At 74.5% G+C, this 15,357-nt stretch carries 13 protein-coding genes; 7 read left to right on the forward strand and 6 right to left on the reverse strand.

The features are described 5' to 3' along the window. Nucleotides 1-5: 5 nt before the first annotated feature. Both Q5694_RS01310 and Q5694_RS01315 read right to left on the reverse strand, forming a co-directional pair. Complete coding sequence (locus Q5694_RS01310) at nucleotides 6-833, reverse strand: MOSC domain-containing protein (RefSeq protein ID WP_333930070.1); 828 nt, start codon at nucleotides 831-833, stop codon at nucleotides 6-8. A 42-nt stretch (nucleotides 834-875) separates the two neighbouring features. After that, the gene (locus Q5694_RS01315) at nucleotides 876-1,298 is read right to left on the reverse strand and encodes a DUF6643 family protein (protein ID WP_333930071.1); all 423 of its coding nucleotides are present in this window, start codon (nucleotides 1,296-1,298) and stop codon (nucleotides 876-878) included. A 297-nt stretch (nucleotides 1,299-1,595) separates the two neighbouring features. Between Q5694_RS01315 and Q5694_RS01320 the strand changes: the two genes are divergently transcribed. Then, the gene (locus tag Q5694_RS01320) at nucleotides 1,596-2,876 is read left to right on the forward strand and encodes a TerD family protein (protein WP_333930551.1); all 1,281 of its coding nucleotides are present in this window, start codon (nucleotides 1,596-1,598) and stop codon (nucleotides 2,874-2,876) included. Between the two features lie 16 nt (nucleotides 2,877-2,892). On the opposite strand, the gene Q5694_RS01325 is transcribed toward Q5694_RS01320, so the two are convergent. Next, nucleotides 2,893-4,086, reverse strand: coding sequence for a glycosyltransferase (locus Q5694_RS01325; protein ID WP_333930072.1), 1,194 nt, complete (start codon nucleotides 4,084-4,086; stop codon nucleotides 2,893-2,895). 39 nt (nucleotides 4,087-4,125) lie between these two features. On the opposite strand from Q5694_RS01325, the gene Q5694_RS01330 reads away from it, so the two are divergent. Together Q5694_RS01330 and Q5694_RS01335 are read left to right on the forward strand one after the other, a co-directional pair. Further along, nucleotides 4,126-4,911: a glutamate racemase gene (locus tag Q5694_RS01330; RefSeq protein ID WP_333930073.1), complete on the forward strand. Its 786-nt coding sequence runs from the start codon at nucleotides 4,126-4,128 to the stop codon at nucleotides 4,909-4,911. Between the two features lie 150 nt (nucleotides 4,912-5,061). Continuing rightward, entirely contained in the window at nucleotides 5,062-5,616 is a 555-nt protein-coding gene (locus tag Q5694_RS01335; protein ID WP_333930074.1) for a hypothetical protein, read from the forward strand. 70 nt (nucleotides 5,617-5,686) lie between these two features. On the opposite strand, the gene Q5694_RS01340 is transcribed toward Q5694_RS01335, so the two are convergent. Further along, the gene (locus Q5694_RS01340; RefSeq protein WP_333930075.1) at nucleotides 5,687-6,760 is read right to left on the reverse strand and encodes an O-antigen ligase family protein; all 1,074 of its coding nucleotides are present in this window, start codon (nucleotides 6,758-6,760) and stop codon (nucleotides 5,687-5,689) included. 363 nt (nucleotides 6,761-7,123) lie between these two features. Between Q5694_RS01340 and lnt the strand changes: the two genes are divergently transcribed. The 4 genes from lnt to Q5694_RS01360 all read left to right on the forward strand — a co-directional run bounded on the left by lnt (nucleotide 7,124) and on the right by Q5694_RS01360 (nucleotide 12,514). Further along, on the forward strand, nucleotides 7,124-8,740 hold the full coding sequence (gene lnt / locus Q5694_RS01345; RefSeq protein ID WP_333930076.1) for an apolipoprotein N-acyltransferase: 1,617 nt from the start codon (nucleotides 7,124-7,126) through the stop codon (nucleotides 8,738-8,740). A 67-nt stretch (nucleotides 8,741-8,807) separates the two neighbouring features. Then, complete coding sequence (locus Q5694_RS01350) at nucleotides 8,808-9,287, forward strand: NUDIX hydrolase (RefSeq protein WP_333930077.1); 480 nt, start codon at nucleotides 8,808-8,810, stop codon at nucleotides 9,285-9,287. Between the two features lie 55 nt (nucleotides 9,288-9,342). After that, the gene (locus tag Q5694_RS01355) at nucleotides 9,343-10,143 is read left to right on the forward strand and encodes a 3-hydroxybutyrate dehydrogenase (RefSeq protein ID WP_333930078.1); all 801 of its coding nucleotides are present in this window, start codon (nucleotides 9,343-9,345) and stop codon (nucleotides 10,141-10,143) included. A 55-nt stretch (nucleotides 10,144-10,198) separates the two neighbouring features. After that, complete coding sequence (locus Q5694_RS01360) at nucleotides 10,199-12,514, forward strand: GAF domain-containing protein (RefSeq protein WP_333930079.1); 2,316 nt, start codon at nucleotides 10,199-10,201, stop codon at nucleotides 12,512-12,514. Between the two features lie 49 nt (nucleotides 12,515-12,563). Here the strand turns inward: Q5694_RS01360 and Q5694_RS01365 are convergent, their stop codons facing one another. Together Q5694_RS01365 and Q5694_RS01370 are read right to left on the reverse strand one after the other, a co-directional pair. Beyond that, entirely contained in the window at nucleotides 12,564-13,961 is a 1,398-nt protein-coding gene (locus tag Q5694_RS01365) for an MFS transporter (protein ID WP_333930080.1), read from the reverse strand. Between the two features lie 183 nt (nucleotides 13,962-14,144). Continuing rightward, the gene (locus Q5694_RS01370) at nucleotides 14,145-15,251 is read right to left on the reverse strand and encodes an AI-2E family transporter (protein ID WP_333930081.1); all 1,107 of its coding nucleotides are present in this window, start codon (nucleotides 15,249-15,251) and stop codon (nucleotides 14,145-14,147) included. Nucleotides 15,252-15,357 lie beyond the last annotated feature (106 nt).

Genomic DNA, 15,357 nt, shown 5'->3' on the forward strand with positions numbered 1-15,357 from the left:
GACCGCTACGCGAGGATCCGGACGGGATCGCCGACGCGCAGGGTGCCCCGGGACAGTGGGACGAGGTTCTGCCCGAAGACGAGCCTGCCGTCGAGGCGGCGGAGCAGGCCGAGGGAGTGCAACGGCTCCCGGCCGCGCTCGCCGCTGCCCTGGTCGGTGGTGGTGACCACGCACCGCCCGCAGGGCTTGGCGACCCGGAACTCCACCTCGCCCACGGCCAGTCGGGACCAGCCGTCCTCCGCCCACGCCGGCGTGCCCGCGACGACGACGTTCGGCCGGAAGCGGTTCATCGGCAGCGGGCCCTCGTGCGCGTGCTCCCCTTGCGCGATCGACGTGTTGAGGGCGTCGAGGGAGGAGGTCGTGGTGAGCAGCAGCGGAAAGCCGTCGGCGAAGGAGACGGTGTCGCCGGGCCGCGCGTACTCCGGCGCGACCGGGCGGCGCGTGGCCGGGTCGTCCATGTGCACCATGCGCGCGCCGACTCCGAGGTAGGAGCTCCACCAGGCGTGCGCGTCGGCGCCCTCGGCCGGGACCGCCTCGACCTTGTCGCGGAAGATCTCCATCGGCACCGTGCCCGCCTCCCGCGGGACGGGCACCGTCAGCGGCTCCATACCGGGCGCGGACAGCCGGACGCCGCCACCGGGCAGCAGTTCGGCGGCGGCGAGGGCCAGGCGTGGCAGCCGGCGTTGCGTGAGGACCTTTCCCCCGTCGTCGACCACGGCCCAGCGCCGGTCGCCGGCCAGCCCCCAGGGCTCCACGGCGGCCTCACCGGGCGCGAGGCCCCGGACCGCCTTGACCGGGTGGACGTGGATCGAGTGCAGGTGAGCGTTCCCCATGGGGCCATCGTGCCAGCAGGCGATGACGGCCCCGGGGGCGGCTCAGTACCCGCGGTACTGCTGGCTCTGGTACGGGTCCTGATAGGGCGCCGGGGCCGGCCGGGCAGCCGCGGGGCGCATCGCCTCGTACCCCGTGGGTGCCGCGGGGCGCGGCTGCTGCGGTCCGGGATAGCCGCGCGGAGCGGTCGCCTGCTGCGGGATGTACGCCGCGGGCGCCTGCTGCAGCGGGGCCGGCTGCTGCGCCTGCGGATAGCCGTAGACGGGCTGGGACGGGGCTGCCGGGAGGGCGGGCAGCGCCGAGGGCAGGGCGGGGAGGTTGCCGCCCGGCATGTCGTACTGAGCGGGGACCCGGATCGGGGCGATCTGCGGGGTGCCCCGCTCGGCGACGAGCTTGTCGTAGATCGGGGTGTCCGGGAAGGAGGCGGAGTAGTAGCCGCCGCCATAGGTGGAGCGGGGGGAGGTCATGGCACATAAGTTAAGCCCACGATGTGCTGGTTGGGGAGACCGATAAGAGGGTTGTTTTGCGTGCTCGCAGTGACCCGGGATCCCCAATGCGAGCGAACTCGGCAAAAAAGGGCGCCGGGTGAGGCGTAGATCGTGTAAAGGCCGAGTTCCAGGCGGGTTACCGACGGTTGACCGGCGGTGTTCTCGCCGGTCGTGCATGGGAGTTCACCGCGCGGAGGAATAGGTTGTGCGGACGGAACTCGACGGACGTCCGGGAAGTGCCCGGAGCGATGATCGGCAATGGGGGCGGACATGAACATGACGAAAGGGTCCAACACTCCGGTGCCCACCGGGGCGCTGCGGGTCGAACTGGGCTGGCGCACCGGTCCGGGCGTGCCCGACGCCGACGCCTCCGGCCTCCTTCTGGTCGGCGGGAAGGTCCGCTCGGACGCGGACTTCGTCTTCTACAACCAGCCCGCGCACTCCTCCGGCGCGATCCGGCACGAGGGCAAGCGCGACGCCGGCGGGCAGGTGACGGACACGCTCCTCGTCGACCTCGCGCGCGTGGAGCCCGCCATCGAGACGATCGTCCTCGCCGCCTCCACGGACGGCGGCGCGTTCGGACAGGTCCCGGGCCTGTACATCGAGGTCCGCGACGCCGGGGCGGGCGCCACCGTCGCCCGCTTCGACAATCCGGGCGCCACCACCGAGACCGCCTTCGTGCTGGGGGAGTTCTACCGCCGCCAGGGCGCCTGGAAGTTCCGCGCCGTCGGACAGGGCTACGACAGCGGCCTCGAGGGACTGGCCACGGACTACGGCATCACGGTGGACGAGCCGCAACAGGCGCCCCCGGCCCCCGCCGTCGCTCCGCCCACCGCCGCGCCGCCGGCGACCGCGCGGCCCGTCACTCCGTCCCCGCCCCCCGCACCCCCGGTGACCGCACCCCCGGCGCCCGAGCCCGTGCGCCTCACCAAGGTGACGCTCACCAAGAGCGCCCCCTCCGTCTCGCTCACTAAGCAGGGCGGCACCTCCGGTGCCCTGCACGTGAATCTCAACTGGGAGGTGCGCAAGCAGTTCTCGGGCTGGAGCAGCAAGTTCGGCCGTCCCACCGCGCTGCACTCCGACCTCGACCTCGACCTGTGCGCCCTGTACGAACTCACCGACGGCAGCAAGGGCGTCGTGCAGGCCCTCGGCAACAGCTTCGGATCGCTGCACCGGCCCCCGTACATCCACCTCGACGGCGACGACCGCACCGGCGCGTCGGCGGCCGGTGAGAACCTCACCGTCAACCTCGACCACAAGCACGCCTTCCGGCGCATCCTCGTCTTCGTCACCATCTACGAGGGCGCCCGCTCCTTCGCCGACCTGCACGCCACCGTCACGCTCCGGCCGCAGCACGGGGCGCCCATCGACTTCTCCCTCGACGAGTGCACGGTCCCCTCGCTCGTGTGCGCGCTGGCCCTCATCACCAACACCGGCGGCGACCTCGTCGTCCGGCGGGAGGCGCGCTACCTGGTGCCCGAGCGGGGCGTGAGCCCGCAGCGGACCGTCGACCACGCCTACGGGTGGGGCATGAACTGGACCCCCGGCAGGAAGTGACACGACCGGAAGGCCGTCAGCCCTCGTCCGGGACGGCCTCCGGGCGCGCGTAGGTGCGGCCCTTCCAGGCCGCACCGCGCCCCCGGTGGTGCTGCACCGCCGAGTCGACCGTCATCAGGAGGTAGAGGCACGCGGTGAACGGCAGCAGCGGAGCGAGCCACCACGGCTGCCGGTAGTAACGGAGCATCGGGACGTACGTCCCCGCCATGATCAGCCAGGCGAGACCGCCCGCGACGGCCGCCGCCGCACCGCCCGCCGCCACACCGGCGGCCAGGGTCACCGGCGGCACGAGGTACACCAGGACCAGCCCGGCGACCGTCCCGGCCAGCACCAGCGGGTTGTGCCGCAGCTGCGCGTAGGCACTGCGCGACACCATCCGCCACAGGTCGTGCAGCCGCGGATAGGGCCGCACACTGTCCACCCGGTCGGCCAGCCCCAGCCAGACCCGGCCACCCGCGCCCTTCACGGCCCGCGCGAGCGCCACGTCGTCGATCACCGCGTGCCGGATGGCGTCCGGGATCCGCGCCCGCGCCGCGGCGTCCGCCCGCAGCAGCACGCAACCACCGGCCGCGGCCGCCGTGCGGGAGCCCCGCCCGCCGATCCGGCGGAAGGGATAGAGCTGAGCGAAGAAGTAGACGAACGCCGGCACCACGAGCCGCTCCCAGGCGCTCTCCACCCGCAGGCGCGCCATCTGCGACACGACGTCGAATCCGCCCGAACCGGCCGCCGCCACCAGCTCGCGCAGACTGTCCGGCCGATGCGCGATGTCGGCGTCCGTGAGCAGCAGGTACTCCGGATCACGCGCGCGTGCCAGGGCGATCCCGTGGCGTACCGCCCACAGCTTGCCGGTCCAGCCCGCGGGCGGCTCACCGGGGGAGGCGACCGTCAGCGGCAGCCCGCCGTGCCGCCGCGCCAGTTCCCGCGCCAGCTCCCCGGTGCCGTCCGTGCTGCCGTCGTCGACCAGGAAGACCTCCGCCCGGCCCGGGTACTCCTGCCCCAGCAGCGACGGCAGCGCGTCCGGCAGCACCGCGGCCTCGTCACGGGCCGGGACCACCACGCACACCGGCGGCCACACGTCGGGCTCCCGCCGCCGCGGCAGGCGCACGTCCGTGCGCCAGAAGAAGCCCTGGCCGAGCAGCAGCCACAACCAGGCGAGCAGTGATCCAGCGGCAGTCCACACAACGGCGCTCACGCGCGCAGTCTCCCCCACGGCACCGGCCGGAAGCCGCTCATCGTCTATCGTGATCGGGTGAAGATCGCGCTCATGGACTCCGGAATCGGTCTGCTGGCGGCCACCGCAGCGGTACGGCGGCTTCGCCCCGACGCCGATCTCGTGCTCTCCCTGGACCCCGACGGCATGCCGTGGGGCCCGAGGACGCCGGAGGACCTGACCGGCCGCGCCCTGGCCGTGGCCGAAGCGGCCGCCGCGCGCCGCCCCGACGCCCTCATCGTCGGCTGCAACACCGCGACGGTGCACGCCCTCACCGCCCTGCGCGCCCGCCTCGAACCGCAGCTGCCGGTCATCGGCACCGTGCCCGCGATCAAGCCGGCCGCGGCCGGTGGCGGCCACCTGGCCATCTGGGCCACCCCGGCCACCACCGGCAGCCCCTACCAGCAGAACCTGATCAGGGACTTCGCCGACGGGGTGCCCGTCACCGAGGTGCCCTGCTGGGGCCTGGCCGAGGCCGTGGAGCGCGCGGACGAGGCGGCGATCGACGCCGCCGTCGCCGCTGCCGCCGCCCTCACGCCCGAGGAGGTGACCACGGTCGTCCTGGGCTGCACCCACTACGAACTGGTCGCCGAGCGCATCCGGGCCGCCGTCCAGCGCCCGGGCCACCCGCCCCTGGTGCTGCACGGCTCCGCCGGCGCCGTGGCCGCCCAGGCCCTGCGCCGGCTCGGCGAGCAGCCCGCGCCGGACGCCGCACCCGACGGCACCCTCACCGTGCTGCTGAGCGGACGCGAGGGCGCGCTGCCCGAGCCGGCCCTGGCGTACGCCGAGGGCCGTCTGCTGCAGGCGGTCACGCCCGCGCGGTGAACGCCGCGGCTGGCGGGCGCCGTTCGTCCGACGCGGGCCGTGGGGGCCACGGCGGGCGTCGGCGCGTCGCGCCGGGCGCGACGCACGGCCGGCGCAGTCACCCTCCGCCACGAGGTACCAGCACAGCGAATCCTGAGTAACCTCGATGGCATGAGGGACCACCCCCACGGCGAGAACGCCACCCATCGGTACCCCGACGTCTGGACCGGTCGTGCGACCAACAGGGCCCAGTGGCTGCTGGCGCTCGCGGGCGCCGCCTGTCTGGCCCTGGGCATCGCGCTGGCGGTGGACTCGGCGTGGAAGTCCGGCATCGCCCCGCTCGTGATGGCCGTCGTCGGGTGCATCGCCGCCGGCCTGCTGGTCCTCTTCGGGACGCTCGCCTTCGTGCACGTGGCCCTCCGGGTGGACGAGGACCACCTCGAGGTCCGCTGCGGCCACATGGGCCTGCCGCGCCGGCGCATCCCCCTGTCCCAGGTCGTCGGTGCCACGTACACCTCGCACGTGACCCCGCGGCACTGGGGAGGCTGGGGCTACCGGTGGCGGCCCGAGAAGGGGACGGCGGTGGTCGTGCGGCGCGGCGAGGGCGTGGTCCTGGAACTGTGGGACGGCCACACGTTCACGGTCACCGTCGACGACGCGGAGGCGGCGGTCCGGGTCATCGAGGAGCGGCTGCGGCCCGGCAGGCCGGGAGCCGCCGCGCACTGAAGCGGGTACGGGCGGGCGCGTCCCTTCGCGCTCCGCGCCGCGTGATCCGGAGGCCGCGGCCGCCCCGCCGTCAGGCGGGTGCGTGACCCGCGTTCCGTGACCGCGACTCCTCCGGGGCCCGGCTCGCCGGGCCGGCCGGCAGGGGGCGCGCCGTGGCCATGCCCGCCAGCAGGCCCGCGCCCACCGAGACGGCGGTGAAACTGAGCGCGTTGCCCACCGCCGCGATCAAGGCGAGTGCCGTCAGGGCCGCGCCCGCCGTGAGTGCCACCGGCGTGGGACGCGGACCGCGCCACAGCGCGTACAGGACCCAGCCGAACGCCGCCGCCAGCAGGACCACGCCGACGATGCCCTGCTCGGCCGCCTGCTGCAGCGCCGCGGAATGCGGTTTGCCGTCGGACAGCAGCGCGTGGGCCGACGTCGCGCTCAGTTCCCCGAAGCGGCCGGGCCCCGCGCCCAGGGCCGGCTCCTCGGCCAGCAGACGCCACGCGTCCTGCCACAGATCCACCCGGTGCGGGGTAAGCCGCTCCTCCACCGCGCTGCCCGATCCGCTCGGCACGGCCCGCGCGGCGATCGACCAGGTCAGTCCGGTCACCAGCGCGACGACCGAGGCCAGGACGGCCAGGGCGGTACCGCGGTGCGGGGTGCGACCGGCGGCCAGCGAGCACAGCAGCACGGCCGTGCAGGTCACGCACCCCGTGGGGGAGCCGAGCAGGGCCGCGAGGACGGCGGTGCCGGCGGCGAGCAGCCGCAGGGCGAACCGCAGGGCCGGGGCGGACGCCCCCCAGGCGGCGCAGCACGCGGCCCCGGCCGACAGCGTCAGCACGGCGGCGGTGGCCCCGGCGTGCCCCAGGGGCGCGCCGATCTGGGGGCCCGGGGCCAGGTGCGGCACGGTCAGCGTGAGCGCGATGCCCGCCAGGGCCGCGGCCACGGGAGCGCCGGCCGGCGCCACGGCTCCGCCGATCCGGCCTGCGGCGTACCCGGCCGCGACCGCCAGTACCGCGAGGAGCACCCCCTCGGGCCGGCCGTCGTGCGCGGCCGCCGTGATCAGGGACCAGCCGGCGCAGGCCCCGAGCACCACCACGCCCGCGGCGTCCGCCGCGCTGCGTCCGTCACCGTCCGCGTCCGGACCCGACGCGGACGTCATCCCACTGGAACCCACCCCGCACGCCCCCCGGCGCCCTAGCCCCTGACCTGTGAGGACCCCGGCCGCACGGGCCGCTGCGGGCCGCACGACCAAGGCTTCGGCACACCGTAACGGCTGGTGAAGGTTTTGGGGATGCGCCGTGACGAAACGAACACGAGCGGCCGTGCGGCCCTCCTTGTGGACGGCGTGGGGGGCGGTGGGGCGCGGGGTCGCCCGACGGCACCCGGCCGTCGCGGACGGTGGCGGCGACGACCGGCACCCTCGGCATCCGCAGCACGGGCCCCTGGCCCAGGGGAGCGTGCCCCGGAGAGCGCCGACGGATCGTGCTGTCGGCCCCGACATCACTCGCCGTACACTCCGGGAGTGACCGTCACCGCAACGTCCGTCGGCGAGTCGGACCGGCTGGAGCCGCGTGTCGCACGCGGTGCCCGGACGTGGAGCCACCGGCTCGCACGTCTCGTCCCGGCCGCCGCAGCCGCCCTCGCCGGCCTGCTCCTCTACGTCAGCTTCCCGCCCCGCACCCTGTGGTGGCTGGCCCTGCCGGCCTTCGCCGTCCTCGGCCGGGTGCTGCACGGCCGGGGCTGGAAGGCCGGGTTCGGGCTGGGGTACCTCTTCGGACTCGGCTTCCTGCTGCCGCTGCTGGTGTGGACCGGGGTGGAGGTCGGGCCGGGGCCGTGGCTCGCCCTGGTGGTCATCGAGGCCCTCTTCGTCGGCGCGGCCGGTGCCGGTGTGGCGGCCGTGTCGAAGCTGCCCGGCGCACCCGTGTGGGCCGCCGCCGTGTGGATCGCCGGTGAGGCGGCACGCGCGCGTGTGCCCTTCGAGGGCTTCCCCTGGGGCAAGGTCGCCTTCGGGCAGGCGGACGGGCCGTTCCTGCCGCTCGCCGCGGTGGGCGGCACCCCCGTGCTCGGCTTCGCGGTCGCGCTGTGCGGCTTCGGCCTGTACGACGTCGTCCGGACGGCCGTCGCCCGGCGGCGGACCGGCGAGACGCGGCGCGCCGCGGCTGCCGTGGGCCTGCTCAGCCTGGCCGTCCCCGTCCTGGGAGCCGTGGCGGCCCGGCCGCTGGTCAGCGACAAGGCCGAGGACGGCAGCGTCACCGTGGCCGTGATCCAGGGCAACGTGCCCCGGGCCGGCCTGGAGTTCAACGCCCAGCGGCGCGCCGTGCTCGACTACCACGCCCGCGAGACGCGGCGCCTGGCCGCCGAGGTCCGGGCCGGGAGGACGGCGCGCCCCGACTTCGTGCTGTGGCCGGAGAACTCCTCCGACATCGACCCCTTCGCCAACGCCGACGCCCGGGCGGTCATCGACTCTGCGGCCAAGGCCGTCGGGGTGCCGATCTCGGTCGGCGGCGTCGTCGAACGCGACGGCAAGCTGTACAACGAGCAGATTCTCTGGGACCCGGCCGAGGGACCCGTCGACACCTACGACAAGCGCCAGATCCAGCCCTTCGGCGAGTACCTGCCGCTGCGCCCGCTCATCGGCGCGATCAACAAGAGCTGGACGGAGATGGTCCGCCAGGACTTCACCCGCGGCACCGAACCGGGCGTGTTCACCCTGCACGGCGCCAAGGTCGGCCTGGTCACCTGCTACGAGGCCGCCTTCGACTGGGCCGTGCGCTCCGAGGTCACGGACGGCGCGCAGATGATCTCCGTGCCGTCCAACAACGCCACCTTCGACCGCAGCGAGATGACCTACCAGCAGCTCGCCATGTCCCGCGTCCGCGCGGTGGAGCACAGCCGGACCGTGGCCGTGCCGGTGACCAGCGGCGTCAGCGCCTTCATCATGCCGGACGGCACGATCACCCAGAAGACCGGCATGTTCGTGGCCGACTCGCTCGTGCAGAAGGTACCGCTCCGGTCCTCGCAGACCCCGGCCACCCGGCTCGGCGTCCTCCCGGAGATCGCGCTCGTGCTGGTCGCCGCCGGCGGGCTCGGCTGGGCCGCGGTCACCGCTTCGCGCGGGCGACGCGCCGGTGGCGTGTAGCCGTACGCCCGGCGCACACCGCTCCGAACGGGCCGGGGCGCCGGGGGCGGCCGCTTAGGGTCGGAGCATGGCTACTCCCGACTTCATCCGCACCCTTCGCGCCTCGGCCGGTCATCAGCTGCTCTGGCTCCCCGGCGTCACCGCCCTCGTCTTCGACGACGAGGGCAGGGTGCTGCTCAACCGCCGGGCCGACACCCGCAGGTGGTCCGTGCTCGGCGGCATCCCGGACCCGGGCGAGCAGCCGGCGGCCTGCGCCGTGCGGGAGGTGTACGAGGAGACGGGCGTGCACTGCGTCGCCGAACGGGTCGTCGTGGTCCAGGCGCTGCAGCCCGTCACCTACGACAACGGCGACACCTGCCAGTACATGGACATCACCTTCCGCTGCCGAGCCGTCGGGGGTGAGGCCCGGGTCAACGATGACGAGTCGCTGGACGTGGCCTGGTTCGACATCGATGCCCTGCCCGAGCTGAACGAGTCCGATCTGCTGCGGATCAAGCAAGCCATGTCCGACGGTCCCACATGGTTCGACCCCACCTCCGCGGGCTGAAGTATGGGGCCACACCACATGGGGTGAGGCGAGGGCGCTGCCTAGGGTCGGAGGCATGACCGCGCCTCGTGCCCTCATGGCTCCCCACGCCTCCCCGCTCGACCTGGGCGGCCGCACCGCGCTCGTCACCGGCGCCGCCGGCGGCATCGGCCGTGCCTGCGCGCTGCGGCTCGCGGCCGCCGGAGCCAAGGTGAGAGCCGTCGACCGGGACGCCGCGGGCCTGGAACGGCTTGCCGGGCAGGGCCGCGGACTTCCCGGCACGGTCGAACCGCACGTCTTGGACCTCACCGACCTGGACGCCGCCGAACTCGCCGCCGCCGGTACCGACGTCCTGGTCAACAACGCGGGGCTCCAGCTCGTGCGCCCCCTGGAGGACTTCCCGCCGGACGTCTTCCACACGGTGCTGACCGTGATGCTGGAAGCGCCGTTCCGGCTCATCCGCGGTGCCCTGCCCCACATGTACGGCCAGGGCTGGGGCCGCATCGTCAATGTGTCGTCCGTCCATGGGCTGCGCGCCTCCGCCTACAAGTCGGCCTATGTGGCCGCCAAACACGGGCTGGAGGGGCTCTCCAAGACCGCCGCGCTGGAGGGCGCCGCCCATGGAGTCACCTCGAACTGTGTGAACCCCGGCTATGTGCGCACCCCACTGGTCGAGCAGCAGATCGCCGACCAGGCGCGGGCCCACGGCATCCCGGAGGAGCGGGTGCTGGCCGAGGTGCTGCTGCAGGACAGCGCCGTCAAGCGGCTGATCGAGCCGGAGGAGGTCGCCGAGGCCGTGGCGTACCTGTGCGCGCCGCAGGCGTCCTTCGTGACCGGCACCTCGCTCGTCCTCGACGGCGGCTGGACCGCCCACTGACGGCCGGGGCCCGTCGCCCGGGAGTTGTCCACAGGGCTGACGGGACGGTCTGGTCATGGTGAATCCTGTGGGCATGTCCAGCGATCACGTCCAGCCGGCCGAGCGCCCCACGGGGGCGGCCGCACCGCCGTCGTCCCGGGCCCGGGACTCGACGTCACCGGCCCGTGGCGGGGAGCCGATGGCCGGTGACTCGCGGCCCCCGGTCCGCGCGGAGCCGTCGGCGGGCGCTGCGGTGCCGTCCGCCGGGGCCGGGGTGCCGTCCGCCGGGGCCGGGGTGCCGTCCGCCGGGGCCGGGGTGCCGTCGGCGGAGGCTGCCGTGCCGCCCGCCGGGGCCGGAGTGCCGCCGGCGGGGGTTGCCGTGGCGTCCGCCGGGGCCGGGGTGCCGGCCGCAGGCGCCGCGCGGCCGCCGGGCGGTGTCGGAGTGCCGCCGGGCGGTGCCGGCGTGCCCTTGGAGCGGGCGCAGACGTTCCCGGCCGGTGCCGAGACGCCGTTCCTCGAACTGCTGGCGCGGGGCGCCTCCGCCGACGCCTACGAACAGCCCGAGCTGCTCGCGCGCGCCGAAGGCCGGCCCGCGGAGTGGATCGCCGCGCTCGCGCACGCCAAGCCGCTCGCGCTGCGGGTGCGCGCGGAGCTGGAGGGGCGGCGCCGCCGCGAGGCCGAGCTGTCCGCGCTGTTCGAGACCGCCCACGACCTCGCCGGGCTGCGCGACCTGGACGCCGTGCTGCAGGCGATCGTGCAGCGCGCCCGGTCGCTGCTGGGCACGGACGTCGCCTACCTCAGCCTGAACGACCCGGAGCGCGGCGACACGTACATGCGGGTCACCGAGGGCTCGGTCGCGGCCCGCTTCCAGCAGTTGCGGCTCGGCATGGGGGAGGGCCTCGGCGGCCTGGTCGCCCAGACCGCGCGCCCCTACGTCACCGACGACTACTTCAAGGACGACCGTTTCCAGCACACGCTCACCATTGACGCGGGCGTGCGGGACGAGGGGCTCGTGGCCATCCTCGGCGTGCCGCTGAGCCTCGGGCACCACGTCATCGGCGTGCTGTTCGCGGCGGACCGGCGCGCCCGGGTCTTCGAGCGGGAGCAGATCGCCCTGCTCGGCTCCTTCGCCGCGCTGGCCGCGGCCGCCATCGACACCGCCAACCTGCTCGCCGAGACCCGGTCCGCCCTCGCCGGTCTGGAGCGGGCCAACGAGATCATCCGGGACCGCAGCGGCGTCATCGAACGCGCCTCCGACGTGCACGACCGGCTCGCCGAGCTGGTCCTGCGGGGCGGCGGGGTGCACGACGTGGCCGCCGCTGTCTCCGAGATCCTGGACGGCACGGTCGAGTTCACCGAGGCCGCCGCCGCACCGGCTCGGCCTGTGGAGGCCTCTCGCGCGGAGGGCCACGCGGTGCGGCACGAGGACGACTGGATCGCCGCCGTGGCCGCCGGCGGGGAGCTGCTCGGCGCGCTCGTCCTGCACGGCCAGCCGGGGCTCGACCCCGTGGACCAGCGCACCCTGGAGCGGGCCGCCATGGTCACCTCCCTGCTGCTCCTGGCCCGCAGATCCGCCGCCGACGCCGAACAACGCGTCCGCGGCGAGCTGCTGGACGACCTGCTGGACGCGCGCGACCGGGATCCGCGCCTGCTGCGGGAGCGCGCGGCCCGGCTCGACGCCGACCTCGACGCCGTGCACGTGGTGCTGGCCGCGCGGCTGGAGGACGCCGCTGCCGAGGTCCCGGGCGACGCCGAACAGGAGGCGGACGCCCGCAGACGTCTGGCCGCCGCCGCCTCCCACCTCGCCGCCACCCGTCACGGCCTGGCCGCCGCACGCGACGGCGGCACGGTCCTGCTGTTGCCCCTCGGCCCCGGGGACACCGCCACCGCCGTGGCCCGCCGGGCCGCCCGGCACCTCGGCACGGCGGTCCACGCCCCGGTCACCGTCGGCGCCTCCGCGCCCGCCGCCGAGCTCGCCGCCCGTCCCGACGCCGTGGCCGCGGCCTACGCGGAGGCCGGGCGCTGCCTCGACGCCCTGCGTCTGCTCGGCCGCCGCGGTGACGGTGCCGCCGCCGAGGACTTCGGCTTCCTCGGGTTGCTCCTGGCCGGAGACCGGGACGTCCCGGGCTTCGTCGACCGGACGATCGGCCAGGTCGTCGACTACGACCGGCGGCGCGGGACCGAGCTGCTGCGCACCCTCGACGCGTACTTCGCCAGCGGCATGAGCCCCGCCCGCACCAAGGACGCCCTGCACGTCCACGTGAACACCGTCGCCCAGCGCCTGGAACGCGTCGGCCGCCTCCTCGGCGCCGACTGGCAGAGCCCGGCGCGTGCCCTGGAGATCCAGCTCGCCCTGCGCCTGCACCGGTTGTCGGCACCCGAACGGCCGTGACGCCCCCGCACGCCGGGAGCGTGCGGGGGCGTCACGGCCCTGGGGTTCCTCAGGCGGTACGGGCGTCCTCCGTCGCGGCCTTCGCCGGGACGGAGGTGGCGCCGGTGTCAGGGGCGGCGACGTCCGCCAGGTCCCGCCGGTGGGTCTCCTTGGCCGCCGCCACCGCGACGACCGTCAGGAGCGCGGAGGCGATGACGTACAGGGCGATCGGTGTGGAGCTGCCGTAGTCGGACAGCAGCGCGGTGGCGATCAGCGGCGCGGGCGCGCCCGCCGCGACCGAGGCGAACTGGGCACCGATGGACGCGCCGGAGTACCGCATCCGGGTCGCGAACATCTCGGAGAAGAAGGCGGCCTGGGGCGCGTACATCGCACCGTGCAGCACCAGGCCGACGGTGACGGCCAGGAGCAGACTGCCGAAGCCGCCGGTGTCGATCAGGGCGAAGAACGGGAACATCCACAGCCCGACCCCGACCGCGCCGACGAGATACACCGGGCGGCGGCCGATCCGGTCGGAGAGAGCGCCCCACGCGGGGATGACGGCGAAGTGCACGGCGGAGGCGATCAGCACGGCGTTGAGGGCCGTCTGCTTGGACACGCCGGCCGAGGTGGTGGCGTAGACGAGGATGAAGGCGGTGATCACGTAGTAGCTGATGTTCTCCGCCATGCGGGCGCCCATAGCGACCAGGACGTCACGCCAGTGGTGGCGCAACACGGCGACCAGGGGTGCCTTCTCCGCCTCCGTCGGCACGGCGGCCGCCTTGCGGGCCTCCGCCTGTGCCAGTGCCTCCTTGAAGACGGGTGATTCGTCGACGGACAGGCGAATCCACATACCGACGATCACCAGCAGGCCGGAGAGCAGGAACGGGATGCGCCAGCCCCAGCTGCCGAACGCGGCGTCGGACAGCACGGCGGTGAGCAGCGACAGCACGCCGGTGGCGAGCAACTGGCCGGCCGGGGCGCCGGTCTGCGGCCACGAGGCCCAAAAGCCCCGCCGCCGCGCGTCGCCGTGCTCCGACACGAGCAGCACGGCCCCGCCCCATTCACCGCCCAGTGCGAATCCCTGCACCAGCCGGAGCACGGTGAGCAGGACGGGGGCGGCGCTGCCGATGGTGGCGTGTGTCGGCAGCAGCCCGATCGCGAAGGTCGCCCCGCCCATCAGCAGCAGGCTGAGCACGAGCAGCTTCTTGCGCCCGAGCCGGTCGCCGTAGTGCCCGAACACCAGCGCGCCCAGCGGCCGGGCCGCGAAGCCCACGGCGTAGGTGAGGAACGACAGCAGCGTGCCCACCAGCGGATCGGAGTCCGGGAAGAACAGCTTGTTGAACACGAGCGCGGCGGCGGAGCCGTAGAGGAAGAAGTCGTACCACTCGATGGTGGTGCCGATCAGGCTGGCGGCGACGATGCGCTTGAGGTTGGACGGGGCGGGGGGAGCTGTCGCGGGCGACGACATCGGCACCACTTCCTGGCGTTCTGCGGGGACGGTTGTGTGTCGCCATACCGTAGGAACGGCCAGGTCAGGGGCGTATGTGGTGGGACACCATAGTTAGACACCGGGGTGTAGAGCCGGACCACCCTTGAGGGTCGGCACGGCGCCCGGTGGCGTCGCCGAGGGCAGTCGACGCTCCGCCGACTGCTAAGCGGCCGGCCGTTCCGCGGTACCGCCGCGCAGGGCCTGGTACACCGACCACACCACCGCCACCAGCGGTACGGCCACCACCGCGCCGATCACTCCCGCCGCGACCGCGCCGCCGACGACGGCCAGGGCGACCACGACCGGGTGCAGCCGGACCGCCCAGCTCATCACCAGGGGGTGCAGCAGGTGCCCCTCGATCTGGCCGATGACCACGATCAGCGCGACGACCACCAGGGCGATCAGCGGGCCCTTGGAGGCGAGGGCCACCACCGCCGCCACGGCCAGGGCGATCGGCGAGCCGATCAGCGGGATGAACGCGGCGGCGAACTCCAGCAGCGCCAGGGGCACGGCCAGCGGCACGCCCAGGGCGAACAGGGCGACACCGACGAGGACCGCGTTGGTCGCCGCGACCAGCAGGATGCCGTGCGTGTAACCGGTGAACGTCCGCCAGGCCGCCCCGGCCCCGACCGACCAGCGCGGCCGCGCCCGCTCGGGCAGCTGCTCGCACAGCCACTGCCACTGCCGTTCGCCGGAGTAGGTGAAGAACACCGAGCAGAACAGGGCGAGCGCGAGCACGGTCAGCACCTCCACCAGCCGGCCGGCGCCGGTGAGTGCCGTGCTGATGAGGGTGGTGCGGTGCTCCGACAGCAGCTTGCCGACACGTGACTGGAGGTCGTCGAACATGTGGGCCGGAAGGTGGAACGGTGCCTGCTCCAGCTGCCGCTCGATCCGGTCGACGCCCGCCACGAACTCGCGCTCCAGCCCGCTGCGCTGTTCCGCCACCGTTTCGCCCACCAGCGCCAGCGCCCCGAGGACGAGGACGATGCCGCCGACCAGGACGATGGCGACGGCTGCCGGCCGGGGCATGTGACGGGCGAGGAGACCGGCCGCCGGACGCAGCACCGCCGTGATGACGAGCCCCAGGAAGACCGCGACGGCGATCCGGTGGAACTGGCCGAGCACGGAGAAGGCGACCCGGACGACGATGCCGACCGCGATGAGGCGCCAGGCGTAGGCCGCGGCGGTCCGCAGCACTCGCGGCACGCGCTCCTGCGCGTCGTTCGGGGGAGGCAGCGGCGAGGCGGGCGGATCGGGAGGCGTGGACACCACATGCCCGTACCACCCCGCGCCCTCCCGACCGCGGACCCGGGCGGTAATTCCCCCGAAGGCCGGTAGCCGGCCCCGCCTACCGACGTTCATGAACATGAACATC

The organism is Streptomyces sp. AHA2 (assembly GCF_036857595.1).
GTDB lineage: Bacteria > Actinomycetota > Actinomycetes > Streptomycetales > Streptomycetaceae > Streptomyces.

Coding starts and splice junctions, on each gene's coding strand:
- Q5694_RS01310 (WP_333930070.1), bottom strand. CDS start 833: ATGGGGAACGCTCACCTGCACTCGATCCACGTCCACCCGGTCAAGGCG.
- Q5694_RS01315 (WP_333930071.1), bottom strand. CDS start 1,298: ATGACCTCCCCCCGCTCCACCTATGGCGGCGGCTACTACTCCGCCTCC.
- Q5694_RS01320 (WP_333930551.1), top strand. CDS start 1,596: ATGACGAAAGGGTCCAACACTCCGGTGCCCACCGGGGCGCTGCGGGTC.
- Q5694_RS01335 (WP_333930074.1), top strand. CDS start 5,062: ATGAGGGACCACCCCCACGGCGAGAACGCCACCCATCGGTACCCCGAC.
- Q5694_RS01340 (WP_333930075.1), bottom strand. CDS start 6,760: ATGACGTCCGCGTCGGGTCCGGACGCGGACGGTGACGGACGCAGCGCG.
- Q5694_RS01350 (WP_333930077.1), top strand. CDS start 8,808: ATGGCTACTCCCGACTTCATCCGCACCCTTCGCGCCTCGGCCGGTCAT.
- Q5694_RS01355 (WP_333930078.1), top strand. CDS start 9,343: ATGACCGCGCCTCGTGCCCTCATGGCTCCCCACGCCTCCCCGCTCGAC.
- Q5694_RS01360 (WP_333930079.1), top strand. CDS start 10,199: ATGGTGAATCCTGTGGGCATGTCCAGCGATCACGTCCAGCCGGCCGAG.
- Q5694_RS01365 (WP_333930080.1), bottom strand. CDS start 13,961: ATGTCGTCGCCCGCGACAGCTCCCCCCGCCCCGTCCAACCTCAAGCGC.